Here is a 25,577-nt window from a genome sequence, read left to right on the forward strand (position 1 = left end):
TCGTCCACAGGTCCTGCACGCGTGCACGAACCAGATGCGTCGAGTCGCCATCGACCGACACCGTCCGGTGCACACCGCCGCAGACCCCCTGTGCATCGACGGCCTCCGGAAGCAGCCGGATCCGTACACGGCCGGCTGGTGGTCGCGGGTGTTGCTGCTGGGGCGATAGCCGCTGGCGCGAATGCGATGGTGGAAGCGTCGGACGTTCCGGCCAACCCGACTTTGATCGCGGACGCCACAACAGCGCAAACCGATTCCGTACCGGACGCGGCGGGAATGCAGATCGTCCAAGTAGCCAACAGTTTCGACGCCGCAGTCCACCAAGAAGAGCTGGTTCGCGGAGCGGCATTCGCCCAGGAGCGTGCGCAGCGAGAGGCGCGAATGCGACGTCCGCAGTTCGTCTTTCCGGCCCGAGGCATCTTGACGTCGGGATTCGGAACACGGTGGGGTTCCCTACACGCGGGACTCGACATCGCCAACGCCGTCGGTACGCCGATCTATGCCGCCTCCGATGGCGAGGTGGTCGCGTCCGGGCCGACACCCGGTTACGGCATGTGGGTCAAGATCCGCGCCTCGGACGGCACGGTCACGCTCTACGGTCACATCGACACTGCCACGGTGCAAGAAGGCGACCGTGTAATGGCTGGCGATCAAATTGCCACTATGGGCAACCGTGGCAATTCGACGGGTCCCCATCTGCATTTTGAGGTCCACCGCAACGGGTCGGACAAGATTGACCCGATGGCGTGGTTGCAGGAGCGCGGGGTGCCCAGCTGATAGCAGGTAGGTTCCACAACTGACTAGGTCGACCCAGACCACAATTCAGCGTCAGATGCTGCAGACACCGTAAGCTACCTACTGACTAATTCAGGAGGTTCGTTCATGGCGCGGGTGCGTGGCTTCGGAGAACTCGAGGCGGCGATCATGGATCGCCTCTGGAATCGCGACCCCGAGACCGATACCACAGTCCGGGAGATATTCGACGAGTTGAGCACCGAACGCCACATCGCGTACACCACGGTGATGTCGACGATGGACAACTTGCATGGCAAGGGATGGCTGTCGCGAGAACGCGACGGTAAGGCGTACCGATACCGACCGACCCTGACTCGGGAAGAGCACAGTGCCCGTCTGATGCTTGAAGCGCTCAGCGGCGGAGGCCGTTCGGAGGCGGTACTCAGCCATTTCGTGGCGCAAATCGACGCGGGGGAATCGGCGGACTTGCGGGCTGCACTTCGGCGCCTTGCCCGTAAACGCGGGCGGCGATGACCGTCGCGGCCGCACTGCTGTTGTATGTAGCAGTAGTTTTATCGATCGGACCGAAACTGTTGGTCCGGCTCACTGCCGATGGCGGGGCTCCGCGCCTCTCAATCGCAGCCTGGCTCACGGCTATCGTGACGGTGCTTGGCTGTTCGGTCACCGCTGTGGCGCTGCTGCTCATCGAGGCCGCCGGTCATTGGGACAGCCCTGACGCGCTGTTGGCGTCTTGCTTGGAGCGTCTTTACGCGATTCTCGCCGGGCACGCTGGCTGGCCTGCACGATCCGTTGCAAGTGTCGCGGTGGCCATCGCTGTCGGGAGCTTCGTCGCCATTTGCGTTCGAATTGGCCGAGCCCTCAGCCGTATGCGTACTCACACTTTCGCGCACGCCGACGCCGTGCGAATGGTTGGTAAGTCAAGCGGTAGAGACGTTGTGTTCATCGAGGCATCCGAACCCGCGGCGTACTGCGTGGCGGGTCGCCCACCGGCAATCGTCGTCACCACAGCTGCTCTGGCTGCACTCGACGAGGTACAACTTGCGGCCGTCGTGGCCCATGAGCGCGCGCACCTGGACGGGCGTCATGCCTATGTCGTTGCTGCAATGCGCGGCCTGACTTCCGCGCTACCCAAGATCGGGCTTTTCACGAAGGCAGCCACGTACATCAGTGCGCTGCTGGAAATGTGTGCTGACGATGCCGCCGCGAGGCGACATGGCCGTCAGCCTCTCCTCGCGGGCCTGCTGACCCTTTCGGGTGCCAACGCGCCGGCCCATGGTCTGGCGGCCGCCGCGGTGGCCGTACTCGTCCGTGCCGAGCGGCTATCGGATCCCCCCCGGGGGCTCGCCCAAATCCAGACCCGCCTCACGCTCAGTGGTGCGGTTGCGGCGATGGCCGCCACCCCGTTGGCTATCGTCGCGCTTTCACTGTCGGGCGTCTTGATCTGCTTTGCGTGAGTGGCTCGCACACTCGAGAAGGGCCAACGCACTCTGCAAGCGCAACCCGAATGCCTCGCTGCACAGCACCATTGATCGAGGATGCGACCACAACGGAGGACACATCGCTCTGCGCCGCTAGACGTACGGGAGCCGCACAGTAAGGGCGAGGTCAGCGGCGACCGGGTCGGCCAGGAGCAAGGCCACTACCGCCAACCCCAGGGCCAACAGCAGCGCGGCGGCGATCCATCGGCGAACCACTCTTCCCCTTTGCGGCACCTGGCGTTGTTTATACCAACTCGACTGCGGCCCACCGCAGGACACGACCAGTGCGCTCTTCACGCCCACCAATCTACTATGTCACTACGTATGTGACCATCGCTTTCATGGGTCATCCGATACGAGGTGTGGCGATGTCATACGGACAAAGTGATCACGAGGCCCTGTACCCATTTTTCCGTCAGCGAGGTGATGCGGTGCGTGCGCTTGGACTAACACTCCGTACCAGGGGCCGATTCCGTCGGGTATTGGTGGCATTCGCAATCCCGATGACAATTATCGTCGCGGGATGTGGCAATACAGAGGGTGTTTCGGCGCAGCGTCCTTCGACTGCTTCGGTTGCCACCGCGGAGGAGGAGCACACCCGGTTCGATGTCTTGTTCGCACGCGACATCATCGACCACAGCGCACAAACTATTGCGTTGAGCAACCTGGCTATCGCCAAGGATGGTCTTGCGCCCGAAATCGTCGACATCGCAAGCCGAATCACGGACAGCAGCTCCCGCTACTCCGATGAGTTGCAGGCGCTTCTCCTGGAGTGGGGATTCGCCCCCATAAGCGCCGACTCAGCTCCTCCAACGGGCGCACCGAACCTTCCCGTTCGGCCAGGCGAACACCCCCTCGCCTCCGAAATAGACTTTCGCTACTTAGCCGAAGCGGCCCAAGCGCGCGCGGCGGACATGTATCTCGCACTGATGATCAGGCAGCACAGGTTCACGATCTCTGCCGCGCGCGACCAACTCCAATCAGGGTCACACCCCGGAACGATGGCCATTGCGCGATCGCTTGTCGAAAGTCAGCAGGCCGAAATCTCCGTCATGGAGGCGTTGCGACGCTGACTGGGTGCTGACTAGAGAAAGCGCATCATGTCCACGGGATGAGCTTCGACAGGTTGCCCGTGCGGCCGGTCAGTCGTGCCGGTGCGCGTCTTCCGGCCCGGTAGGCCGTAGCGGCTGTCGATGAAGCTCGCGCAGGAATGCGTTGTAGGCGGCCAGATCTGCGTCGCCGCGCTCGACGTCCGCTTCCCTCTTCGCCGACTCCGACTCCTCTTCACGACGCCAGCGGATGGCAAAGATCAACGTGGTCAATAGCGCAATGGGTTCGCCATACGACCATGCCAAGGCGCCGGCGACCGCCTGATCGGCGACCGGGTCGACGTTCCAATTCGCCGGCGGATGCGCAAAGGTGTCGGTCAGCGCGCGGGGTGCCATCATCAGGATCACGCCGATGAAGACGTGCAGTGGCATTTCGACGAAAATGTCGAAAAATCGACCCAGGTTGCTCTGCCGGACCGGCAGCGGACCAGTCGACAGGATCGGCAGGATGAAGAGCAGGCCGCTGGCAAGGAAGAACACCTGCAGTGCGATGTGGCCGGCAACACTGGCCGCCGCGGCGTCGAATAAGTCGGACAGGTAAAGACCGTAGTAGCTGATAAGGAACAGCGGAATGGTGAAACCGGGGTGCAACACCACCCGGCTCGCCCGGCACCGCAGCGCGCTCAAGACAACGATCAGGATGCAACGCCCAACGCCGCGGTGGGGCGTGGACCTGAGCAGGAGCCGGCCAGGTGCACCCAACACCAGCAGTGGCGGGACAAGTATCGACAGCGTGAGGTGCTGAAACATGAAGGCACTGAACAAGCGGTAGCCATAGCTGTCGATGGCCAGTCCGGTCACCGCCGCCATGGCGATGCAACCTGCGAGAAAGCTCACGGTTCGCGTCCACGCCCAGTCGTGACCCCGCGACCTGACCACCCGAACGGCGAGCAGATACCACACCGCCAAACCGCCTGCGACTACTGGGATTAAAGGGACGGGCGGCGGGAACCAGCCGAGCATCGCCGATATCGACGGTGGTGACGTAGGTAGCACCACGTGACCGATCAAGGGTCCTCCGAACGGAGAGGTTGTGCGCAGTGCCCCGATATCGACCGGCTCGTGTGGTGGCCAGAGTCCGCGGTGCGGACGCCGTTCACTGTGGCGATCCGGGATCAGTGGCGGGCTCGGCGGCGAGGCGTCGAACCACGGGTTCGAGATCCTCGGCAAGCAGGGCCCGAAGAAACACCGCGGCAACGCGATGCGACCGGTCCAACACGATCGTTGATGGGATCACCGTGGTGGGATACCTGGCCCCCAGGGCAATCATCGTGCGCATCGGCGGGTCATAGATCGATGGGAAGGTGACCTTGCGGTCGACAATGAAGTCGACTGCAGCTTGGCGGTTGTTGTCACGGACATCGATGCCGACAAATGCGACTCCCGCGTTGCGGGTCGCGTCGTACACCGTCTGCAATTCCGGCATCTCGGTTCGGCATGGACCACACCACTGCCCCCACACGTTGATTACCACCACCTGGCCGGCGAAGTCATCGACGGACACCGTGCGGTTCGGGTCCATCAGGTCAGGTCCGCGTATCAGTCCGGGGCTACCTCGGTTCTGGGGAGGGTCATAATAGATGTCGACTTGTCCTCCTGGCGAAACGAATTCGAACGTGCCGCCCTGCGCGACCGCGTCGTCGCCACTCGAACACCCGGACACTGCGACACCGAGCAGCACCGCACTAACACCCGCAACAAAGAGTCGGCGTATCGCCGAGGAAACGGATGCGGTTCGTCGTCGGCCATGCACACGTTCATCGTCCGCGTCAATCCTCGGCGGACCTGACGCGGAAGTCTGCGGATGACCTATCTCACGTTTCATCTTCGTCTAATCCTGCCGCGAACCGGGTCGCGCAATCGGACCCGAGAGATTGCCGCACGTGACGTGCACTATCGCCAGAATTACCTCCGGAGACTCGACGCCAGGCGCAATTCCTTCGAGGGTCCGCTTGCAAAACACCCTCTACGTAGAGACTACGTAAGATGGTAGCGACACAAGTTCACGGCGAATGACGGGATACGCGAATGAGGCGGATCGGCTCCGGGGCCATCCATCGGCGCAGGGGCGTCGGGTGGACGACGTTGGCGCTGCTGGCAATTGCCAGCCTCGTTCTGGGGGTCGCCGCCTGCGGCGGATCGACGCCGCCCCAACAGCCTCAAGCCATCGTTGACAAGGGCACACCCTTTGGCGATTTGCTCGTGCCGAAGGTGCAGGCGTCCGTAACTGATGGCGCCATCGGTGTTCCGGTTGAGTCGCCGGTGACCGTCACTGCCGACGCCGGGGTGTTGGGGGCGGTGACATTGGTCAACGAGCAGGGTCGCGTCGTGGCCGGCGAGATGAGTCCTGACGGTGTCACGTGGAGTTCTGCGGAACCGCTGGGCTACAACCGGCAGTACACGCTCGACGCGGAAGCGCGTGGGCTGGGTGGGGTAGCACATACCAGTGCTACCTTCGAGACCCATTCGCCGCAGAACCTCACGATGCCGTATGTGCTGCCCAACGACGGCGAAGTCGTGGGCGTCGGGCAGCCCATCGCCGTGCGCTTCGACGAAAACATTCCAGACCGACTCGCCGCCCAGCAGGCAATCACCGTCACTACGAATCCTCCGGTCGAGGGTGCGTTCTACTGGTTGAACGATCGCGAGGTTCGTTGGCGGCCAGCGCAATACTGGAAGCCGGGCACATCGGTTGATGTCCAGGTGAAGGCCTACGGGGTTGATCTGGGTCAAGGATTGTTTGGTCAGGACGATGCCTCCACACGCTTCACCATTGGCGACGAGGTGATCGCAACCGCTGACGACACCACCAAGACCATGACCGTGCGGGTCAACGGCGACGTCGTCAAAACCATGCCCATCTCCATGGGCAAGGACAAGACGCCCACCGACAACGGCACGTACGTCATCGGCGATCGATACTCATTCCTGGTGATGGATTCTTCGACCTACGGCGTGCCGGTGAACTCACCCGACGGATACCGAACCGAGGTCAATTGGGCCACCCAGATGTCCTACAGCGGGATCTATGTCCACGCTGCCCCATGGTCGGTCGGCAGCCAGGGGAGCGCCAACGTCAGCCACGGCTGCCTCAACGCCAGTACGGAGAACGGTAAATGGTTCTACGACAACACCAAGCGCGGCGACATCGTCGAGGTCGTCAACACGGTAGGGCCCATGCTGTCTGGAACTGACGGACTCGGCGACTGGAACATCCCGTGGGACCAATGGAAAGCGGGAAACGCCACAGTAACTGGCTAATATCGTCGAACGTTGTAAATCGGAGCCGACGAGATGGGCGCCACCTTGACGGGGGTGCCGTACGTCGAGGCGTGCACCATGTTCCCGTCTCCGATGTAGATTCCCGCATGCGAGGCGTCTGAATAGAAGGTGACAATGTCACCGGGCTGGACGTCGGACGTCGCGACGGGCTGTCCACCGGCAGCCAAGGCTTGACTCGACCGTGGCAGCGATTTGCCGTTCTGTAGGAATGCCCACTTTATGAGTCCTGAGCAGTCGAATGCATTCGGTCCGGTCGCGCCCCAAGAGTACGGAGAACCGACGCGGGTCAACGCGGCCTGCACGACCGCCGCACCGTCGGGCGAGCCGGTGGGCCCTGGCGCTACCGGCGGCAGTCCCATCTCAGGCATCGCGACGATGGCGGGGTCCCCCGCTGTTGGAGGCGGCGGCTGAGGCGGCAGCGGACCAGGGTCCGCCAGCGCGGCACGCTGATCCGGAGTCAGTGCTCGGTACTGGGCCTCGACGTCTGCGATTTGAGTGCGCAGCCGACTCTGCTCGGCCTGAAGGCTTGCGCGGACCGCTGATGCCTGTTCTGCTGCCGTCCTGGCATCGAGCGACGAAGATTCGGCCGCGCGGGCGGCACTCTCGGCACGGGTTGATGCGGCGCGATAGGCCGCGATGCGCTCCGACATCTGGGTGGCCATCAGGCGGTCGAAAGAGAGTTCGTCGAGCAAGCTTTGCGGAGACTCTGCGACCAGCGCGGCGTTGATGCCGCTGGTCGCACCTCCCATGTAGGACGCTGCCGCCACTTGGTCCACGACGTCCTGATATGCGCGTAAGTCTGCTCGCGCCGCCGTCAAGGCCTCAGACTCGGCGCGCTGACGGCTCTCGGCTTGGCGTTGTGCCGCCAGTTTCGCCTCGAGGTCGAGTTCGGCCGAGTAGATGGCTTCCGACGTTCGCTCGGCCTCCCGACAGAGCTCCGTCATGCGGGCCAAGGCATCGGCCGCTGGGTCGGCCCTACCAATGCCCACCGAGTCGCCGAATGTCAGTGAAAGCACGATCGCCACGACGACAGCACTCGCCGATCGGCATATCGCGGCAGAGTCCAACCTCAAGACACAGATCCTCACACCCCGCAGGGACACCTATGGTCTAACTACGTAGATCACGAAAAGGTTACGAGCGAAGGCGTCGAAAGTCCAACTAAGCGGGAGGCGGCAGACGTCGTCCACGCCAACCTTCTCCCATCCGCAACCCTCCGAAGCGGATCAAAGGTGCTGTGGCGGAGGGTATCTAGTCCCTCGCGATCAGCCGCACCAAAGAGCGCAGAGGCCAGAACCTACTATGTGCAATAGTATGCAGTGTCTACGTAGATCGCCTGCGGACTTGCCTCGAGGGACGATATGACCAGCGGAACCGCCATCACGGCCCGGGTTCATTCCCTGAATCGACCCAACATGGTTTCAGTCGGGACCATCGTGTGGTTATCCAGCGAGCTCATGTTCTTCGCCGGCCTATTCGCGATGTACTTCACCGCTCGTTCCCAGGCTGACGAGTGGCCGCCGCCGCCGACCGAGCTGAACCTCGCCCTCGCGGTGCCGGTGACGTTGGTACTCATCGCGTCATCGTTCACTTGTCAGATGGGCGTCTTCGCCGCCGAACGAGGTGACGTATTCGGCCTGCGGCGGTGGTATCTCGTCACCTTCGTCATGGGGTTCTTCTTCGTCCTAGGCCAAGGCTACGAGTACATCAACCTGGTGCATGAGGGGACGACCCTATCGAGCAGCGCCTATGGCTCCGTCTTTTACCTGACGACTGGGTTTCACGGATTGCACGTCATTGGTGGTCTAGTCGCATTCGTCTTCCTGCTCATGCGCACGCGAATGAGCAAATTCACCCCGGCCCAGGCGACGGCCGCCATCGTCGTCTCGTACTACTGGCATTTCGTGGACATCGTCTGGATCGCACTCTTTGCGACCATCTACTTCGTGCGGTGATGACCGCAACGCCGCGCCCGCCCCAACGAGGAGTCAGCCGTCGCCGCGTTCGTCAAGCCATCATGCTTGTGTTCGCCGCCGTACTCATCGGTCTGTGCTCGAATGCTGCGCCTTCTGTCGCTGCGGAGCCTTCGGCGCAGTCTGCATCGACAACAACCTCGCAAAGCCCTGCGGTCCCCACCCCAACCAAGCACTCCTACGACGACTCCCACAGCGAGCAACAACCCGAAGGCGCGAGCCCTGCGCTGTGGATCCTGGGGGGTGCGCTCGTGGGTCTGATTGCGATCGGGGTCATTTTGCTGCGAATTGGCAAAACTGAACGCCACCACCTCACCCGAAGCGCATCAGCGTCCCGGTCGATTGTCGTTAACCCCCGAACAACAGATACAAGCCGGTGAAGGTGTATCCGACCATGGTGAGCATCATTGCGAGCTGTCCGCTGATTTGATTTCGCTTCGGAAGTAGCCTTAGCGCTCGATCGTGCGCGGCGATCACAGCCACGATGTGGCCTATCACCACGCAGGAGACCTTGATCGTCCACAGCACCGAAGGGTGTTGGGACAGCACGTACGCCACGTCGGTCCGATCAAGCCCGAGTAGGTGCCACCCTCGGCCCAGCGGATCGGCCAACCGGACGATCGTCTCCTGGCCACGCTCAACCAGATAGGAGATGTAGTGGGCGAAGATGTAACCGACGACGATCGGTATCAACGAGTGAGCCAATTCGCCGGGGAGTTGCCGGCGGCGGTCCGAGTCCACCCCTCCGGTTGCCCTTGCGGCAGACCAAAAGGTCACGCCGACAACAGACACGAACACAACCAGACCGACCGTACGCAGCACAGACGCGGCCCACGCCTCGCTAAGAACTGGCAATGAGGCCGCGAGCCGATCGATGAAATTACGGAACGCGGGTGACTGCGAGAAGCTGTCGAAGGCCGTGGAGCCAAGCAACACGGCGAGGACAGCTACGCTTCCCGGACGAATCGGCATGGTCGGTAAGTGGTCCATCGGATTGATCGCCGTGATGCGGCCGGTCACAGGGCTGCGTCGAAATGGAGCGAGCCGCGACACTGCCATGCTGTAGACCTCGAACGGGTCGGCCCGGGCGAACCAGCGCGAACCGAAGACCCAGGCGCCCAACAACATTAGAACCGTGTAAGTGAGCAGCCAAGCTCTGATCGCTGTCAGCGAGCCGGGATCCGGGCTCGCCAATTCGAGCCAAACGAAAGCCAAGAGACCGAACGCCGCCGGCCAGTACCCCCACGGCCTTGGATACTCGCGCGGCGCGGGCCGGTCAGGTGACTCACGACGCCTCCCGCAGAGCAATCGATACAGCGTGCGCACCGGCGAGATGACTCTCCACGCCGGGCCGACAATTACCGAAACCGCCACTAGCCCAACCCAGAGCAGCACGTAGAACACGCCCGGTAGGGCGTTCTCACTACCGTCCGGTCCGAAGACCGCCGCGAAGACCACCCATGCCGCGAAGAGCAACGCTGCCAGCGACACCGTCCATCGCAGTACCACGGAGTCCACGGCGCGGGTAATCCACGTCGGTAGGTCGCGTCCCGGTTTGTTCGGGTCGAAACGTGGTGTCTTCCAAGCCAATGCGACTACAGCGAAAGTCGCGGTCAACGCCCACGCGGCGCCTATCAACGCGAACGACAGTGGCACTGGAAGGTCTGTGGAACCGCCTACGCCGTGCGCCAGCACGTCTACGCTCAGCGCAGGTGTCACGGCCGAACTTGGATCGTCACGACCGTGCGATTGAGGTCATGTAACTCGATGTCGACCTGGCCGGGAACGTCAACCGTGAACTCGAACTGCTGGTCCGGCCGAGGTTCGACCTGAAATGTGTGCTCAGGCACTGAATGGACATGCAGCGAGTCCGAGACGTCGCTGTCGACCTTCAGAACGATCGGCTTGCCGACGTTGCCCTGCGCCTGGCCGTTCGTCGGCGTGACGATTCCGCCTGCGATGTTGATGTCGACGATCGTGCCTTCATTGGCCTCCGCGGACGGCGTGGTCGATGTAGCGGGCGCCGACGCGGAGGGCGATCCACTAGCAGCACCTGCTGCCGACTGGGAGGCGGTTGTCCCGGAGGGAGAGTTAGATGAACCGCAACCGACCAGTGTGCCTGCGAGGATCGCCGCCGTCACGACGGCTACATTTGGCGCCTTGAGGCTCACTCAGCATCGTTCCTTCCCTTATCTGTCTCATCGACGCCGTCGGCAGCGACGGGGTTTCGGCGCCTGTCCCGCCGGATCACGTAGATCACGACACCAACGACCACAAAAGCCGGTCCGAAAGCAGGCAGCGACATCCATAGGCCAACGTCGGTGGCGAGGTACGAAACGTCGCTCGCGGCTAGGGCGCGCATTGGGTTGCATCCTGAGAGCCAGTCCGTGCGCCGCGTCGGATGAGTCGAGTTCTCGACATCAGCTCAGCCTTCCATCCATAGCGACAGCGTCTCGGCGGTGGGTTGCATGTACCGGCCACCTCCGTACGTACCATCCCCATACGTAGCTGACCGAAACATACACTCGACTGTGCTGGGCCTCGCGAAGTGCCACCGCCCGAGGCAAGAGGGAAACGAGGACTGTGAACCTGATAGTGCGCGCAATGGCGATAGGCCTCGGGACGCTGATCCTCCTGTCGTGTGGAAGTGGAATCGCTGCGGCTCACACAATGCTCTCGAGCTCGGACCCCGCGAAGGACGCGACCGTCACGGTGCCACCGGACGCCATAGTGTTGACGTTCAACGAGGACATCAGCCCAGAATTCGCGACGGTCGTCGTCACCAGCGCTGACGGTCGCGAGTGGAGTTCCGGCTCCCCGGAGGTGGACGGACAGCGACTTACCTCGGCCATCGGCCCAGACAGGCCCGGCAACGGCGTCTACACCGTCGGCTACCGGGTGGTCTCAGCAGACGGCCATCCCGTCACCGGCTCGTACAGCTTCACGATCGCCGGGGTCTCCGATGCCTCCTCACCCACCTCTTCATCGGCGGCTGCCGCGCCAAGGACCGCCGCTTCGCCGCCCTCCACGGCAGCTCCTGCCACATCGGACACCAAGACGACAGTCATAACCGCAGCAATTGCGGGTCTGGCCCTGGGCGGCGTGATCGCATTTTGGCAATCGCAGAGACACAGACGGAGGACCGCCGCGAATGTTAAATCCACGTCGTCCTCAGACCTGACCGACCCATCGTGAGCGAGCGACCGGCTTGCGCATAGCCGTCGCTACCACACCCATTGTCTAACGAGCGCAGGTCAGTCACGCCTCGACAATGACCGGATCACCGATGCTCACCGTGTCGAAATACCACGCCGCATTGTCAGGGCTGAGATTGATGCATCCGTGGCTGACATTGGCATTGCCTTGCGAGCCGACCGACCACGGCGCTGAATGCACATAGACACCTCCCCAGGTGACACGCACCGCGTATTCGCCGTCGATCAGGTAGCCCTCAGGGGAATCCAACGGAATGCCGATTGTGCGTGAATCAAACTTCACTCGGCGCTGCTTCTCCAGCACCTTGAACGTGCCCTGTGGAGTGTCGAAGCCCGGCTTGCCCAAAGACGCCGGCATCTCCCGCACCGTCTGACCGTCCATACTCACAGTGAATGTATGCGCTGAGATATCGGCAACGGCCATGACCGCTGCCCCGACATCGAAGCTGGTCGCCATCCCGCCCGTGCGCACAGTCACCGGCGTATAGGCGGGCCAGAAGTCCTGCGGCGTCCACTGCACGACGCGGTCACCGATCCACGTGAACTCTCCCGGCACCTCAGCGGGCGTGTCGATGGCGATGCCCCGCTCGGCCGCTACGCGATCGGCGACCACGGTGCTGAAACGAATTATCACGGGCGCGGCGATGCCGACCACCTGGCCAGGCTGAGGTGACATGACCGTAGCCACTGCGACACTGCTTGACGTCGTCGTCCCGGCATCGGCAATATCGGCGCCGCCGATAGCGACGATCGCAGCGCCAACCGCGGCGAGGACGGCGCGAACCAGACCAACCATGAGTTCTCCCTTCGCCGCTTCGGTGGACTACAACTACTATTCTGCTACGTAGGGCAATTAACATCGTGATACGACATCCGCAGGAGAGTCTTATCGACTGATGACTCCCCTCCACCGGCTTTGCCGTGTGCAGCCTGCGCTCCTGTGATTCAGGCGCCACCTCGATGACGGACCTACGGTGTGACCCGAAACGGGTTTTGTCGTCCCCCGGTGCTGCTGTCCATGACGTGTGCGTACTTGTCGAATCACTCTGCTGAAGAGGGTCTTTCGAGAGCTAGAGATTTCTGTCCAGTACCCAACTTCCGTCACTCTTCACTCACTCGGCGACTCGACTCAACAGATCGCTACGCAGTGAATCTATGTCGGTCTTCAACAGTTGTTGAAGAATCGACACGGAGTACCACTAGGTTTCCGGATGGGGAACGCTTCGGTGTTCCGCTGGTGGCTTGATCGCGGCCAAGCGGTCGGCGTTTTGTCGTTCAGCCTCGTAGCTACGCAAGTCATCGGCGATTAGGGGATCGGTGACAAGTGCATCGATCCGGTCATTCATTCGTCGGAACGCCTCGCCCTTACTCACGTGTGTCTTGTTCGCTCTCTCGTTCACGCCCGACCGAATGACCGAACTACTAGCGGCGGCTCTGGCCAGGAGGTCGCGTAGCTCAGGAGTTGAGTCGTACTCCTCCTGCGCGGTTTTGGCGGCTTCATCGCCGCCAAGGTTCTCCCAAGGGTCACGAACTGAATGGTCAACAAGTTCGCGATCCGCGAACCAGATGCGGGGTCTTGCCTCCGGACGTGACCTCCCGCGTTCGTTCACGTCTTGTCATCCCGCGCGTTCGTCGTCCGGCGTTCGGCCAGGTCAGCGAGAAGCCTCTCGACTGCGGCCGGACGGGTGTAGCTTTCCGGCAACTCACGGCCCGAGAGCTTCGCCGATGCTTTGGTGGACCGCCGCCCGGCGGCCCTCAAGCCCTCTTGACTCACAACTACGCGCTTTCTAATTTCCGTCCTGTCTATTGGTCCGACGGCGACGACCCGTCCGACTCAGGCAGCAGGTCCGCCACTTGAACATTTAGCGCTTCGGCAATATCAAATAGCCGTTCATACAGGAGTCCCCGTCGGCCGTGCTCGACGTCGGCGAGGACGTTTCGAGTGACACCGGATCGGAGCGCCAGTGCCTCTTGTGTCATGTCTTTCGCGACGCGAAGCTCCCGAATGCGCGCCCCCACAACGTGCCTCCAAAACTCCCACTTGGCCACCCTTTCCGGGTCGTTCTGGCTGGGGCGCGTCGGCACTCCTCTACATGGGGTTCATACGAGCGCGAAGTCTACCCTACTAGTAGGGTAGTATGTGGTTGGTGGTCCGCTCGGCTGCCGATCTGCCTCATCACAAAGAGCGTTTGCTCCCCACTCGAATAGCTCTTGATAGCGATGAATCACTGGCCAGCTACGTCGAGCGTCTCGCATTCGCGAATGATCTCCGCCCCAGTCAATTACTGCGCCTCTTGCGGGCCGGCGAGACTGGCGGCAGGCCGATCCTGGCGTTCTTCGACATCAAACCCGATCCCGCACTTCTCGCTGCGATCGCTGACATCGGCGGCATCGCCGAGGCGGATCTAACGCATGCAACTCTCGCTCGCTTCGGAGGTGGCCTGCCCTATCGACTTGACGATCTCGATCCGCGGCGACGTCACAGCTACCGCGCGGTGGTGTCACAAGGCTGGTTTCCCACCACCGGCACGCAAGCGTGCCCGCTGTGCTTGCGGGAGCGTGGTAGGTGGCTAACCGCTTGGCGGCTCCCGATCAATGCGATCTGCCCTCGCCACGGCACTTTCCTGATCTCGCGGTGCGCAGCGTGCGGCCGACGATTCCGCAGCCATCACTACTCACCACTCCGCGCAGTCCTAGGTCCAAATCAGCCGTGTGGCAACCCCGTCAGTCTCCGGTCACCCTGCCGACAATCCGTGCTCGGTCACCGACCGGAACCTGCAAAGGCCTCGCTCGTCGCCGCTGCCCACGCCGTTCAACGCGCACTTGCCGGGGCCCGTCCAGAGATGCTCGGCGGGATGGTGGACCCACGTAGGTACCTCGCCGAACTACGCCACCTCGGGACCTTGCTGTTGCATCTAGCGTCTCGTCCCCAAGCTGTCAGCGTCATCCATTGGGCTGAGGATTTACGTGCGGAGGCGCGGGCGCGGTCGCCCCAGCATCGAGGGCCACGGTGGGGCTATAGCCCCCCGCAGAGCGCGATAATTCGAGGCCACGTCATCAAACAAGCCCATCAGATCTTGACGAGCCCGAGTGTCGAGTCGGCCGGAGCCTTGTTAGCACCGTGGACTGCCCTCATCGCAGACGAACCCAACGGGCCAAGCGTCTGGATGGTCAACCGCACCTCTCGAACTACGACTATGGACTCGCTGATCCGTTCGGCGACGGAAACCCGCCATCACGTTGGACGGCGGCTCAGCAAGCGCGGCTCCTCCGCCGCGAATCTTTCGATTTCAGCGGTGCCGCATCTCCTCGACGAGCAACTGTTCGACGAGATCTTCGCGGATATGTTGGGCGGATATGCGCGCACTCGACGCCTCTACGCTTCGCTGTCCATCACGCGAGCACTCACAGCAGCGCCGAGTTGGGCCGGGGTGGCTCAAAGCTTAGGCCTTGCACCCCATGTCGGTTCTCAGACGGCACGAGCGGCCTCGAAGCTCATGCGCGTCTCGCCTGAGGAGTTCACGCAAGCCGTACGACGTGGGCTTCAGGCGCTGCCGCCTAATAGAGACTTCCGGAAGCGTGAAGCGCGTGTGAGAACACTCGCCGAACGACCCCAAAGTTGGTTTCCGCGGTGGCGCAGTTCGTCGGCCCCTGCTCGGCGTTTGACGTCACTGAGTTATGCGGTCACTTGGATGTGGTGTGAGGTAGCGCAAAGCACGGTTGACAGCAGTCCCGGGTGGAGTGCGCCGCCTTCCCACCGCGTTAAGGCTGGCTATCGGGCTTTCGAGACCAAGCTGCCGCAGCCAATGCAAGAATCCCTGCGAACACTCGTCCTTACTGATTGCCAGATATGATTCCAGAGCTATCCACCGACTGCGGCTGTGACTGCTCCGCCGCCGCGGTGTTCGAGCGCGGGCGCCGCCGACGTTCCGCGATTTCTTCGCGGTATTCGTCTTCGGCTCGCTTGGTGAGAGTTGCCGCTTCCAGATGCCTGGCCAGTATCCGGTGCGAGCCGTCCTGATTTGCAGCTTCGAGGGCTTCACCGACCAACGTTTTCAAATCACCGACGAAACCCTGTGTGCGTAGCCATAATTCACCGGCGAGGTCGCGGTATAGCATCCCGCGTTTTCCGGCTGGAAGATGCGGCAGCACCAGCTCTTCGAGTTGCATGAGTACTCGTTGCCAAGTTCGTCGTTCATCGACCGTTCCTGCCGGGTAAGGCGTTAACGTCCTGAGCGTCAAGCGCCCAGCAATTTGCGGGTCGTTGACCAGCGCACTGTTCTCGATGTTGGCGCCGACCAAGACGAAGGTTGTACCCGTGTATCCGAGTTCGGTGTTGATGTTCTTGATGTGGTCGAGCACAAAGCGGCCTCCTCTCCAATCGGTGTAGAGCATATGGAGGTCATCGAAAATGATGATTTGCGTTCCGTGCCTCCGGGCGGCGTTGATTGCGTTGGAAGTCAGCTGGACGGTGTCGCCGTCGCCGGGCAATCCATAGCAGGCCAGGATTTCTTGATTGACAGACTTTACGACGGCTTTGGCAGGAATCAATGTCAACACCACCGGACATAGATCCACTTCGACGTCCTCGTTGGGGTGCATTACAGGACGCCCGCGAGAATCGGTGTCGGCGCCTTCGATCAGCTTGCGATAGCGTTCGCGTGCCCATCGCATGATGAACGTGCTCTTGCCGACATAGTTGGGACCAGACAGTGCAAAGAATTCTTTTGCGCCGGGCGGCGAATTCTTGTTGCGCCGTATCGTTTTGGCCAGGGCGGCACGAATGCCGCGTACTTCATCCGTCTCCACGAACAGCCATCCAAACCAGGCTGAGAGGTCACGGAGGTGCGTACAACGGGCTTCATCGTTCAACATCTTCCACTGATCTAGAGACAGTCTCGCGGGCTCTTGCGGTTCGCCCTTGAGACATTCGTCGTGCCAGCGCTGCGGCTCCATTGCCTAGGCGTCGTCGAGGAGATCCGGCCATGGGTCGGTGAAGAAGGCCCGCTGAGCGCTGCGCTTGGCCATAGACCGCACTGGATTGACGACGTCCTGCGCCCGCTGCGCCTCGTGGTGATCTACGCGAGATTGTTCAACGCGAAGTGTCGCCGCGGCCAACTTTCGGTTCCACTCCTTCTTGTCTGGAGCACTGGTTATTTCGCCCAGTTCATTGAGGATTTGACGGGTTGCTGATCCGCGGCCAAGGACATTGTTCCCACCACGCTGACGGATCCTCCGGCACGCTGCGTTCACGATCATTTCGGTCAGCGGTGCATCCGTGCGGTTGGCGCCGCGCCACTCAATCGCCTCGACTCGGTTCGTAGACGGATCGCGGAACCATACGCGGCTCAAGTCGTGCGGGTCGGTGTAGAAGGGAGCGGCGCGATCGCCGGGCCTGAAATATCCAACTGGCACACGCCGATATGGATCCAGTACTGGCGAATCGTAAGTCATCTCGGCGAACTCAACGCCGGAAGTGTTGACGGTCCCCCAGCGGATTGGAAGGAACTGATAGATCAGATCGGGCTGTTGAGGAACGTCGATGCGACCTGTGAACTCCATCATCACATCCCACATTTCCAATGGGCAGAGCCTGCCGTCCTCCTGTCCCGGCAAAATCAAACCCATGTGACCTGTACGGTGATAGTCCAGCGCGACAAAGCGACGTAGATGCCCTTGGAGCTCACGGGCAGTCATCAGAGGCTCTTCGGCTACCAGCCGTCCGCGCTCAGATACGTTGCGGCCCTTATATCCCGGAATTTGTTGTACGGCCCTCTGGAGCGTCTCATGCCAGCGCTCCACGTGCGGGTTGTCCGTAGGCTTACCACCTCGACTAAGCAGCAGATCAATTCTGAGATCGTGCAGCAGAGCTCGAAACTGCTGGGAGACGAAGATTGACCCATGGTCGCTGTGGATCGCGTCCGGCATGACAGCCGGGATCGCGTGGCTACCTTGCAAGGTTTCGAAGTCGGGTAGGACGACTTGTCCGGCACCATGGATCGCTACGTCCGAGAAGTCGAGTTGTGTCGGCAGGCCGACCCATCTCCATTCAGAGACCGACGTACCTTCTACTCTCATCGAGAAGGGCCGGCACACGTCGTACACAAGCAGTCCCGCTTCAAATCCGTTGGCGCTCCTCGGTACTACACGCAACGCGAGGATTACACGGGTCGCGACGCAGATGGCCGTAAGGATCTCGACGCTGCACGGCTTCCCGGTGAGCCTGTCGAACACGAGGTTGTCAGCGCGTGTTGCGTCTATGGCAACGACCTGTCCTGGCCTGATTGCGGGATATTGCTTCGTGCCGGAAACGGTCTGCAAGACCTTGTTGCGCTGTTCGCGCGGTGTCATCCCTTTGTCGTGCAGCAGATCCGAGAGAAACTTCTGCGTCGCTTGGCGCGGGACGTGCAAGTCTGACACTCCGCGCTTCAGCAGTTGGACGTGTACGCGGCGATCGAGTTCCTGCAGGGCAATAGCTGATCGCGTCCCATCGAGGCTGGCGACGAGCGTCTCGGCGACACTGCGGTACCGTTCATCAACCCGCTGTATCGGATCGCTCTTGCGGAGACTTCGCTTGTCGATCAGCCCGAACAGTCCCTGCTCACGCCATTGCCGTTCCCAGTTTCGGATCGTACTGGGATTCACGCCGCCAGATTGAATCTCGTTGTCGCGAAGTCGCCTCTGCAACTGGCGATCCGCGTGAGCCTCCTGGGCTAGAACAGCTGCCATCGCGATCGCTCGCTTGGAGATCGACACGCCGAAGTCTGGTCCGAATGGTGGGTGGGGTTCACCTGGGCGCGCGAACTCGGCGTGACCATCACGGTAGCCAGTCACCAATTCCTGCACGATTTCGAGGCGATTCAAGGCAATGGTGCGCGCGTCATCCTCGAGACTGTCCCAAAGCGGGCGCAGGGCCGGGGTGAGCGCTGCGGGTTTGCCGTTCTGAATATCGCGCACAACGGACAGCTCGTCCCAGCGCACGTGTGTTACCACGCCGCGGCAATCACGAAGGTCTACACCGGCGGCCTTCACAGCCACGACTCGCGCCGCACCTTCGGCGGACATCACTAGTGCACCTTCATAGAGCGCGCTGCGGGCGGCCGACATTACCGCTCCTCTGGCGCGGGAACGGAGACGACTGTGTGCTCACACCATCGAGAGCAGGTGTCTACCTGGAGAGCCCCGGTCCATACGAGGTGCCACATCGTCGACTTGAGTTCACCGAGACCCTCGTCCGCTCCGAGCAGTTCACCGAATGTAGCGCCCTCTGGCCCGACGATGTCGCGAATCCGCGACTCGTGGCTTGCGGCCCACGGGGGTCGGCGCCGGAAGCCGTGCAGCCACATCAGGTTGAGTCGCTCTACCGGCTCCAGCCCACCAAACACCTCGTATCGCCATCCGACTGCTGTGCACGCGCTCGAGGTGATCGACTGTTTCAGGATGAAGTCTGTGTCTTGTTGATCTGGCGATCGCGCATCCCAGGCAATAACGCTCCCGTCCACGTCGACGGTCACGAGATCAGGCGTGTGCCGGTTGGGAGGTTCCGCCCTCCAGCTCAACCGAAAAGGTTGCGCCACGATGTGGGCGATTCTCGGATCGCGGTCGACGCGGCGAAGCAAGTCGTGCTCAAGTCCCGATTCAAGGTGCAGAACTCCGCCGTTGGTGACCGAGTATGCAGTTACTGCGATGTGGCGATTCAGCGCGGACGCCGTCGGCGTGCGGAGCGGCGCGAGCTGACGGAGGGGCGGCTCTCCGCCATCCCGCCATAGCCACGCGACTTCGCCGCCGTCGACATTGAACGTCCAGGTCAACCGGGTCGGGCTGGCCAATTGTGGCCATACCTGTTGCTGAGCGAGATCTTCATCGTTTGGAGTCATCGCTACACCTCTGGAAACCGCACAACTGCTTCCAAGCTAGCCAGTGATCTTGAATTTGGTGCGCCTTTCGGCACCATCAGGGCTCGTTAATTTGGTTGCGCCTCAACGCATGTCACTCTAAGGGCTGTTTTGGGGCGCACATGACACTAATTTTTGGAGCGGAGGACTCCATATGACCGGCTCGTCTATATCGGAAAGGCGTAGGAACCGCTTTGCGTAGTCGTCCAGCATGTCTGCCGCGCTGACTAGGCGTACGGAATCGTGTCCCTCCAAGAGGCGGCCCAGTAATGTTTTGACGAGCGGACTACTCGTAGCCGGATTGCCACTGATCCGCCCGATCAGGTACTCGCGCACATCGGCTGCGGCCTTCTCATCGCGAGCGACCTCGTCGCCGATGCGCCGTGCGATCACCTTCCACTGCTCCGCGCCAAGCAGCGAGGAATAGTCCAGACTGCGGCGCCGGTGATAATCGATTGGCGAATTGTGTCGATTCAGGTAATCGCTGAGCCGGGTCGCGGCAGAGCAGATCACGTCCCAGTTATCGGAACCGCAGAGCAACCACAGGCGCTGGTTAAGGGCGTTTGCGCTAGCGTCCTCTCCGAGCAGCTTGCATGCTTCGACCGGTCTTACGGTACTGCCGACGAGCAACACTGCGATCGACAGAGCGGACCTGGTCGCGGTAGTCCTTGACACCCCTCGAAGGAGTTCGTAGGACCAGTCAGACCACATCTCGCGGGGTAGAGCTCGGGCGATTCGCTCGGCGTCCGCGCCGGTTAGATTTGGTGCGGTGGGCGTGGGTGTGGAGACGCGATAGCGAAGTTGGAGTTCTGGCCCCAGCCGGCCGGCGCTTGCCTTGATGACGATTGCGGCCGCGTTGGGGTCGTCCTTCACGCACGATCGAAGCTCTGCCGGGCCGGTGTCCGCGTTCTGACCGCGGATCAGCCAGTCAGCTCGTTGAGCCGCCTCGTCGAGACTCGGTGCACTCAGAATGTTTAGCGCGGCGGTTGTACCGACCGCCGTTTCGATTGCGCGGGAGGGAGGGTCAGGGTTCAACGCGCTTCTCGCCCTCGTCGGCTTCGCGCAGATGTCATCCCTCGCGCACGAAGGAAGATCGATGCCAGGCACAGCAATAAGCCCGTGCCTGGCCGCATAGTTGAGAACGCGGTTGGAGATGCTCCGCAAGGCTTCCAGTGCCGCTCGGGTCGGTAGTTCCTCAGTCAACAATCGCGCGGTCTGGCGGCCCGCGACAATGTCATCAATTAGCCGCTGCGCGTTGAGGATTGGATGCGCGGGATCCAGCGTCAATGCTGGAGCCTCGTGCAGGAAGAAGCCGCAAGTACATCGGATTGGATTTGGTAGCCCGCGAACGATGTAGCGTCGGCGAGGTCGCCCGCGACATTCCGGGCATACGTCAACGAGAAGCCGGCTATGCCTTGAGCACGCAAACGACCAACCCAGCCTCCACCGCAGCTGCCAGCGACCGTCGGTCAAACGGAGGCACTCGGGACAGAACCTCGACCAGGCGAGCGCGCCGTACGGAAACCTCGGGTCCATCTCGCCTGTATGAGGATCCAGTTTCAGCGCTGACCCGTCGTAAGCACTGAGGACAGTCGCGGCGATGGCTCGGGCGCCGACCCCCGTTGCGGCCTCGATCGCCTGGAGTTGAGGTTTGGAAATCCACACGTGCCATTGCGATTGCGGATCGACCACGAGGTTCAACATCCGTGCGACTGATCCGAGTGACAAGTCCATGTGGCGTGCGACGGTCTCAAGCCACGAGTCAATTGCTTCTCCATCAATCGGCCGCACTCTGACCGGGAGCCGCGTCATCTCACGCGTGTGGGTTGTTCATGCATGCAACCAGAAAGCCACTAAACGGCCTCTGAGTCCGCCCCACTAATGGTGCGCTGTCGCGTTTGATGTACCCGCCGGTGCAACGCCTGAGCAGTTACCACTCACGCTAATCAGTGGCAACCGCTCAGCTTTGGCGCATCACGCGGTTGAGCCGTGGTGCTTGACCTCCGCCGTCAGACTTTTGCGTACCCGTTGACGACCGCGACGACCCGGCGGTCCGCAATAGAACCACCTCGGGCGCTAAGCCGCGCTTCCCGCTTCAAGTGATGGCGTGTCGCGCGCTCAACATCATCTGCTATCGCAGTTGCGCCGCAGTGGATTTCACAGTCTTCATAAAGTACCCAGCCGGAGATAGTCAGCCAAGGAAGGTTCTTCACGAACTCTGACTCGGTCCTGAAAACATGCGTGCCATTAGGGTTGCGCATGAACAAGACCAGATCGCTGGCCGTCGGATATCGCCCATGCCGCTTCATGAATCCGCCTACCGAGCTGGCGATACGCCGTCCCACGGCATCCGGATAACAGACGCTGGTCTTGCTCACCGTCGACGCGAGGAATGTCGGACCGAACCGTAGCGACCTGGGTTCGCTTCCGTAGACAACCCATCCGCGCCCTGCGGCGCGCCGCATCAACATTTCCTTGATCGAATGCCATTCGGATATATTCGCTTCTTCGAAGAATTTCGACACTTTCTGTGACTCAAAAGCTTCTCGCCAGAGTGGGGCGCCATGGCCCCCGCACCAGCGGCCGTACACATTCTCCGCAACCAGATATCCAAAGCGATCGATCTGCTCGCGAGCAATTGATCCGGGCGAGTCATGTTGCGCCTCAGACATTGTGACCTCAGTTCCGCTCACCGAGCGCTACCACTACTAGTAGTGCAATACTACTTGTTCGCGTCCCCGATTCGTGGTTGATCTATTCGAATTTGCATGCCAATCCTCAACCGCTGCAACGACACCCGCTCAACTAAGGCTCCGAGACCCACCCTGCCGAGACCGCCGCGCATGCGCTAAACAGACTTCACTTGCTTACCGGCGACGCCAAACTTCAATGAGTGGCAACAGCGTGCCCAACCGGGCGCTGCTGCGCGGTCGCGGCCGCGCAGCCGTTGCGGTTACGGAGTTTAGTTTGATCCGCTAGCCACCTTGTTAAACAATCACCGGCTGCTTGCTAATCTTCCGTGGATCTCGACAAGTGCCGCCTTAAGCCTTCGCCATGTTCGCGAAACGCGACAAATGTAGTTGGTGCGCAACGGTAATCGTCTTTGTCGGACCGCTGCGGTGCTTGGCGATGATCAAGTCGGCCTCGCCACCACGCGGGTCGTCGCGCTCGAACGCGTCGGGCCGGTGCAGCAGAATCACCATGTCCGCATCTTGCTCGATCGATCCCGATTCGCGTAGATCGGCCAGCATTGGCTTCTTGTCGGTGCGTTGTTCCGGACCACGGTTCAGCTGGCTCATCGCGACCACGGGAACTTCGAGCTCCTTGGCCAAAAGCTTGATCTGACGCGAGAATTCGGACACTTCCTGTTGACGCGACTCGACCTTTTTGCCTGACGTCATCAGCTGCAGGTAGTCGAGGACGATGAGCTTCAGGTCCGCCTTCTGCTTGAGCCGACGCGCTTTGGCCCTGATCTCCATCATCGTCAGGTTCGGTGAGTCGTCGATATACAGTGGCGCCTCGCTGATCTCGCTCATCCGTCGCGCGAGCCGAGTCCAGTCGTCGTCGTTCATCCGACCCAAGCGCATGTCTGCCAGCTTGATCTTCGCCTCGGCCGACAGCAGACGCATCACAATCTCGGATTTACTCATCTCCAGCGAGAAGATGACGCTCGCCATGTGGTGCTTGATGGAGCACGACCGCAAAAAATCGAGTCCAAGAGTCGAGTTGTGCGTCGGCACCATGGCGCGCCCTGCCAGATACATGTGGTCGTCGTTATCGACCTGGACACAGCGCACCGGAACGCTGTCCACGGGACGCACATCGACAATGAACCTTGAGTTCGACCGCGCGATTCCACGACCTGCTCGGCGTTCTTTGTGCAACAGGCTCTTTCGCGTCAGACCAAAGACATCATCTTCGGTCGAGAAGTTGAGGATGTACGCGATCGACGTATCCGCACGGCGGCCGTTGACCGGCTTCCGGGAGGTTTGGCATCGATAGCCGAGGCTGACGATCAATTCCGCGACGTCGGCCGCCAGTCGGCGATCAGTGACACAGAACTGGACCGCGCCGCTCGCGGTGACGGTGCCGTCCGTGTCAAGTAATCCCGCCAACAGTGCTCGCCGCTGCGATTCCGACGCACGCAAGTACTCGATCGGTATGTGCTTATTGCCCAAAACGCCGACGGTGCGCAGCCGCGCTTGCAGCGTCCCTACCGCGTTGCGGCATTCCTGGCACAACCTCAATCCGCACGACGGCCCGCCGCAACGACCGCAGGTGGGCGCCGGTACCCGGTCCGACATAAACCGTGCGCGTCCTCCGCAGGTCCGGCCGCAGGTACGTACCTGGCTCGTCCGCGGAACGAACGGTGAACCGCAGACAACACAGTTGCGCGCGGCGACGTCCTCAAACTCGGGCAGGCGTAATTGATAGCGCAATTTTGCAGCCCTCGATTGGTGCGCGACGAAGCCCTCGGCCTCGATACGCATAATGACTTCCGCGTCTTCCGTGGTGATCTGGGCAGAGGCGGTCGTGCCGTCACCCAGCCACGCACCCAACGTGTATGGCGGGACGAGCAGATCACGTTCCGGAGCCTGCAACGGCGCAGCGTTGACGACTGAGTGGTTGAGCCTGCGATCGGCGGTCCGGCACCGCAGCGTCTGGGCGATCTCGCGCGTCGTGCGGACCTCGGCGAATGTGCGCTGATTCTTGGTGCGGTTGTACCCGACGGCGGCGGCTTGAGCTGACTTGCGTGACGTTCGCGTATCTGTGAGCCACTGGTGCTCGGCGTCGGCGACGATCACGGTTCCGTCCGAGAACTCGACCTCGAAGCAGGGCCGCCCGAACATCACCTCTGTTGCCGCGACCACCCGTGTCGGGTTTCCGTCGGCTCCGATCAGCTGATCGCCGACGGCGACCGCACCCATCGTCGTCCAGCCTGTCGGAGTCGGCAGCGGCGTATCGAGCTTGAGGGCCTTCCCCATACCGGGTCGGGCCGCGATGACGACCATCTGCCCGGGATGCAAACCGTTAGTGAGATCGTCGAGTTCCACGAAGCCCGTCGGCACCCCGCGCGACATCCCGCCTTGCGAGGCGATCGCGTCGATCTCATCCATCGTCGGCTGCAGCAACTGCTCCAGCGGCACGAAGTCCTCTGAGGTATTGCGACCCTCGGTCACGTCGTAGATCTCGGCCTGCGCGCGGTCCACAATGTCCGCCACATCGGCACCATCGGCGCCGGCATAGCCGTACTGCACGACGCGCGTGCCCGCCTCCACGAGCCGGCGCAGCAGTGCCTTCTCCGCGACGATGCCCGCGTAGAACCCCGCGTTCGCGGCCGTCGGCACCGTCGAGATGAGCGTGTGCAGATACGGTGCTCCACCGATCCGGCGCAGTAACCCGCGGCGGTCGAGCTCCGCCGCCACCGTCACCGCGTCGGCCGGCTCACCACGGCCGTAAAGGTCCAGGATCGCGTCATACACGTTTTGGTGCGCCGGCCGATAGAAATCACCGGGCCGCAGCTTCTCCAGCACGTCGGCGATCGCGTCCTTGCTCAGCAGCATGCCGCCCAGGACCGCCTGCTCGGCAGCGGCGTCCTGCGGAGGCTGGCGGCCGAATTCCTCACTGGATGGAGGGGTGTCCATGTCCGAATGGCCAAGGTCGTCCACGACAGCCACGGAGCTACACCTCCCCTGAACTAGGTCGAACTGACGTTCGATCAAACGCTACCGCGGCACAGTGACAAGCGTCGGACATCCGCCCCCAATCGGTCGCCCTGATGGACTCGCGACGGCCAACGCTAGACGTTGCTGGGAGCGATGCAAGTGCCCCCTGTTCATGGACCTGTGGATGGGCTGTGGATAGGTCT

24 protein-coding genes and 2 pseudogenes are annotated in these 25,577 nt (G+C 61.8%); 9 read left to right on the plus strand and 17 right to left on the minus strand.

Annotation, left to right across the window (positions count from 1 at the left end; genetic code table 11):
* Positions 1-189 precede the first annotated feature (189 nt).
* From M1248_RS04790 to M1248_RS04800, 3 genes are all read left to right on the plus strand, one after another.
* On the plus strand, positions 190-777 hold the full coding sequence (locus tag M1248_RS04790; protein ID WP_317147709.1) for a M23 family metallopeptidase: 588 nt from the start codon (positions 190-192) through the stop codon (positions 775-777).
* Between the two features lie 105 nt (positions 778-882).
* Positions 883-1,269, plus strand: coding sequence for a BlaI/MecI/CopY family transcriptional regulator (locus M1248_RS04795; protein WP_317147710.1), 387 nt, complete (start codon positions 883-885; stop codon positions 1,267-1,269).
* On the plus strand, positions 1,266-2,210 hold the full coding sequence (locus M1248_RS04800; protein WP_317147711.1) for a M56 family metallopeptidase: 945 nt from the start codon (positions 1,266-1,268) through the stop codon (positions 2,208-2,210). Before M1248_RS04795 ends, M1248_RS04800 begins: the two co-directional genes overlap by 4 nt.
* Before the next feature lie 117 nt (positions 2,211-2,327).
* On the opposite strand, the gene M1248_RS04805 is transcribed toward M1248_RS04800, so the two are convergent.
* Positions 2,328-2,531 carry a hypothetical protein gene (locus tag M1248_RS04805; protein WP_317147712.1) on the minus strand — a complete coding sequence of 68 codons (204 nt, stop codon included), beginning with the start codon at positions 2,529-2,531 and terminating at the stop codon, positions 2,328-2,330.
* Positions 2,532-2,719: 188 nt separating this feature from the next.
* On the opposite strand from M1248_RS04805, the gene M1248_RS04810 reads away from it, so the two are divergent.
* Entirely contained in the window at positions 2,720-3,307 is a 588-nt protein-coding gene (locus M1248_RS04810) for a DUF305 domain-containing protein (protein ID WP_317147713.1), read from the plus strand.
* 69 nt (positions 3,308-3,376) lie between these two features.
* On the opposite strand, the gene M1248_RS04815 is transcribed toward M1248_RS04810, so the two are convergent.
* Complete coding sequence (locus M1248_RS04815) at positions 3,377-4,306, minus strand: cytochrome c oxidase assembly protein (protein ID WP_317147852.1); 930 nt, start codon at positions 4,304-4,306, stop codon at positions 3,377-3,379.
* A gap of 133 nt (positions 4,307-4,439) precedes the next feature.
* A complete protein-coding gene (locus tag M1248_RS04820) occupies positions 4,440-5,168 on the minus strand; it encodes a TlpA family protein disulfide reductase (RefSeq protein ID WP_410506617.1) in 729 nt (242 codons plus the stop codon).
* A gap of 203 nt (positions 5,169-5,371) precedes the next feature.
* On the opposite strand from M1248_RS04820, the gene M1248_RS04825 reads away from it, so the two are divergent.
* Positions 5,372-6,604: an Ig-like domain-containing protein gene (locus tag M1248_RS04825; RefSeq protein ID WP_317147714.1), complete on the plus strand. Its 1,233-nt coding sequence runs from the start codon at positions 5,372-5,374 to the stop codon at positions 6,602-6,604.
* On the opposite strand, the gene ripC is transcribed toward M1248_RS04825, so the two are convergent.
* Positions 6,601-7,698: a peptidoglycan hydrolase RipC gene (gene ripC / locus M1248_RS04830; RefSeq protein ID WP_317147715.1), complete on the minus strand. Its 1,098-nt coding sequence runs from the start codon at positions 7,696-7,698 to the stop codon at positions 6,601-6,603. The two genes, M1248_RS04825 and ripC, sit on opposite strands and share 4 nt — an antisense overlap.
* Positions 7,699-7,986: 288 nt before the next feature.
* Between ripC and M1248_RS04835 the strand changes: the two genes are divergently transcribed.
* Entirely contained in the window at positions 7,987-8,580 is a 594-nt protein-coding gene (locus M1248_RS04835) for a heme-copper oxidase subunit III (protein WP_059088549.1), read from the plus strand.
* 366 nt (positions 8,581-8,946) lie between these two features.
* Here the strand turns inward: M1248_RS04835 and M1248_RS04840 are convergent, their stop codons facing one another.
* Together M1248_RS04840 and M1248_RS04845 are read right to left on the minus strand one after the other, a co-directional pair.
* A complete protein-coding gene (locus M1248_RS04840) occupies positions 8,947-10,317 on the minus strand; it encodes a hypothetical protein (RefSeq protein WP_317147716.1) in 1,371 nt (456 codons plus the stop codon).
* A complete protein-coding gene (locus tag M1248_RS04845) occupies positions 10,314-10,769 on the minus strand; it encodes a hypothetical protein (protein WP_317147717.1) in 456 nt (151 codons plus the stop codon). Before M1248_RS04845 ends, M1248_RS04840 begins: the two co-directional genes overlap by 4 nt.
* A 499-nt stretch (positions 10,770-11,268) precedes the next feature.
* On the opposite strand from M1248_RS04845, the pseudogene M1248_RS04850 reads away from it, so the two are divergent.
* Positions 11,269-11,487, plus strand: a pseudogene (locus tag M1248_RS04850) (copper resistance protein CopC); the annotation flags it as partial.
* A 2-nt stretch (positions 11,488-11,489) separates the two neighbouring features.
* Here M1248_RS04850 and M1248_RS04855 read toward each other — a convergent pair.
* The 4 genes from M1248_RS04855 to M1248_RS04870 all read right to left on the minus strand — a co-directional run bounded on the left by M1248_RS04855 (position 11,490) and on the right by M1248_RS04870 (position 13,898).
* Positions 11,490-11,666, minus strand: a complete 177-nt coding sequence (locus tag M1248_RS04855; RefSeq protein ID WP_317147866.1) for a hypothetical protein — start codon at positions 11,664-11,666, stop codon at positions 11,490-11,492.
* Between the two features lie 190 nt (positions 11,667-11,856).
* A complete protein-coding gene (locus M1248_RS04860) occupies positions 11,857-12,468 on the minus strand; it encodes a L,D-transpeptidase (protein WP_317147718.1) in 612 nt (203 codons plus the stop codon).
* 544 nt (positions 12,469-13,012) lie between these two features.
* Entirely contained in the window at positions 13,013-13,423 is a 411-nt protein-coding gene (locus tag M1248_RS04865; RefSeq protein ID WP_317147719.1) for a hypothetical protein, read from the minus strand.
* Between the two features lie 193 nt (positions 13,424-13,616).
* A complete protein-coding gene (locus M1248_RS04870) occupies positions 13,617-13,898 on the minus strand; it encodes a helix-turn-helix transcriptional regulator (protein WP_317147720.1) in 282 nt (93 codons plus the stop codon).
* 53 nt (positions 13,899-13,951) lie between these two features.
* Between M1248_RS04870 and M1248_RS04875 the strand changes: the two genes are divergently transcribed.
* Positions 13,952-15,667: a TniQ family protein gene (locus M1248_RS04875; RefSeq protein ID WP_317147721.1), complete on the plus strand. Its 1,716-nt coding sequence runs from the start codon at positions 13,952-13,954 to the stop codon at positions 15,665-15,667.
* On the opposite strand, the gene M1248_RS04880 is transcribed toward M1248_RS04875, so the two are convergent.
* The 5 genes and pseudogenes from M1248_RS04880 to M1248_RS04900 all read right to left on the minus strand — a co-directional run.
* Entirely contained in the window at positions 15,648-16,622 is a 975-nt protein-coding gene (locus tag M1248_RS04880) for a TniB family NTP-binding protein (protein ID WP_317147722.1), read from the minus strand. The genes M1248_RS04875 and M1248_RS04880 overlap by 20 nt on opposite strands.
* A gap of 150 nt (positions 16,623-16,772) precedes the next feature.
* A complete protein-coding gene (locus M1248_RS04885) occupies positions 16,773-18,920 on the minus strand; it encodes an integrase (RefSeq protein ID WP_317147723.1) in 2,148 nt (715 codons plus the stop codon).
* The gene (locus M1248_RS04890; RefSeq protein WP_317147724.1) at positions 18,920-19,690 is read right to left on the minus strand and encodes a TnsA-like heteromeric transposase endonuclease subunit; all 771 of its coding nucleotides are present in this window, start codon (positions 19,688-19,690) and stop codon (positions 18,920-18,922) included. Before M1248_RS04890 ends, M1248_RS04885 begins: the two co-directional genes overlap by 1 nt.
* Before the next feature lie 117 nt (positions 19,691-19,807).
* Positions 19,808-20,995 (minus strand): hypothetical protein, encoded by a 1,188-nt coding sequence (locus M1248_RS04895; RefSeq protein WP_317147867.1) that lies wholly within the window; start codon positions 20,993-20,995, stop codon positions 19,808-19,810.
* A gap of 123 nt (positions 20,996-21,118) precedes the next feature.
* Positions 21,119-21,496, minus strand: a pseudogene (locus M1248_RS04900) (TniQ family protein); the annotation flags it as partial.
* Here M1248_RS04900 and M1248_RS33325 point away from each other — a divergent pair.
* Positions 21,411-21,590, plus strand: coding sequence for a hypothetical protein (locus M1248_RS33325; protein ID WP_410506627.1), 180 nt, complete (start codon positions 21,411-21,413; stop codon positions 21,588-21,590). The pseudogene M1248_RS04900 and the gene M1248_RS33325 sit on opposite strands and share 86 nt — an antisense overlap.
* A gap of 127 nt (positions 21,591-21,717) precedes the next feature.
* Here the strand turns inward: M1248_RS33325 and M1248_RS04905 are convergent, their stop codons facing one another.
* Together M1248_RS04905 and dnaB are read right to left on the minus strand one after the other, a co-directional pair.
* Positions 21,718-22,380, minus strand: coding sequence for a hypothetical protein (locus M1248_RS04905; RefSeq protein ID WP_317147725.1), 663 nt, complete (start codon positions 22,378-22,380; stop codon positions 21,718-21,720).
* Positions 22,381-22,749: 369 nt separating this feature from the next.
* Positions 22,750-25,386, minus strand: a complete 2,637-nt coding sequence (gene dnaB / locus M1248_RS04910) for a replicative DNA helicase (RefSeq protein ID WP_163732502.1) — start codon at positions 25,384-25,386, stop codon at positions 22,750-22,752.
* Between the last annotated feature and the right edge of the window lie 191 nt (positions 25,387-25,577).

The organism is Mycobacterium sp. 29Ha, from assembly GCF_032883055.1.
GTDB lineage: Bacteria > Actinomycetota > Actinomycetes > Mycobacteriales > Mycobacteriaceae > Mycobacterium > Mycobacterium gallinarum.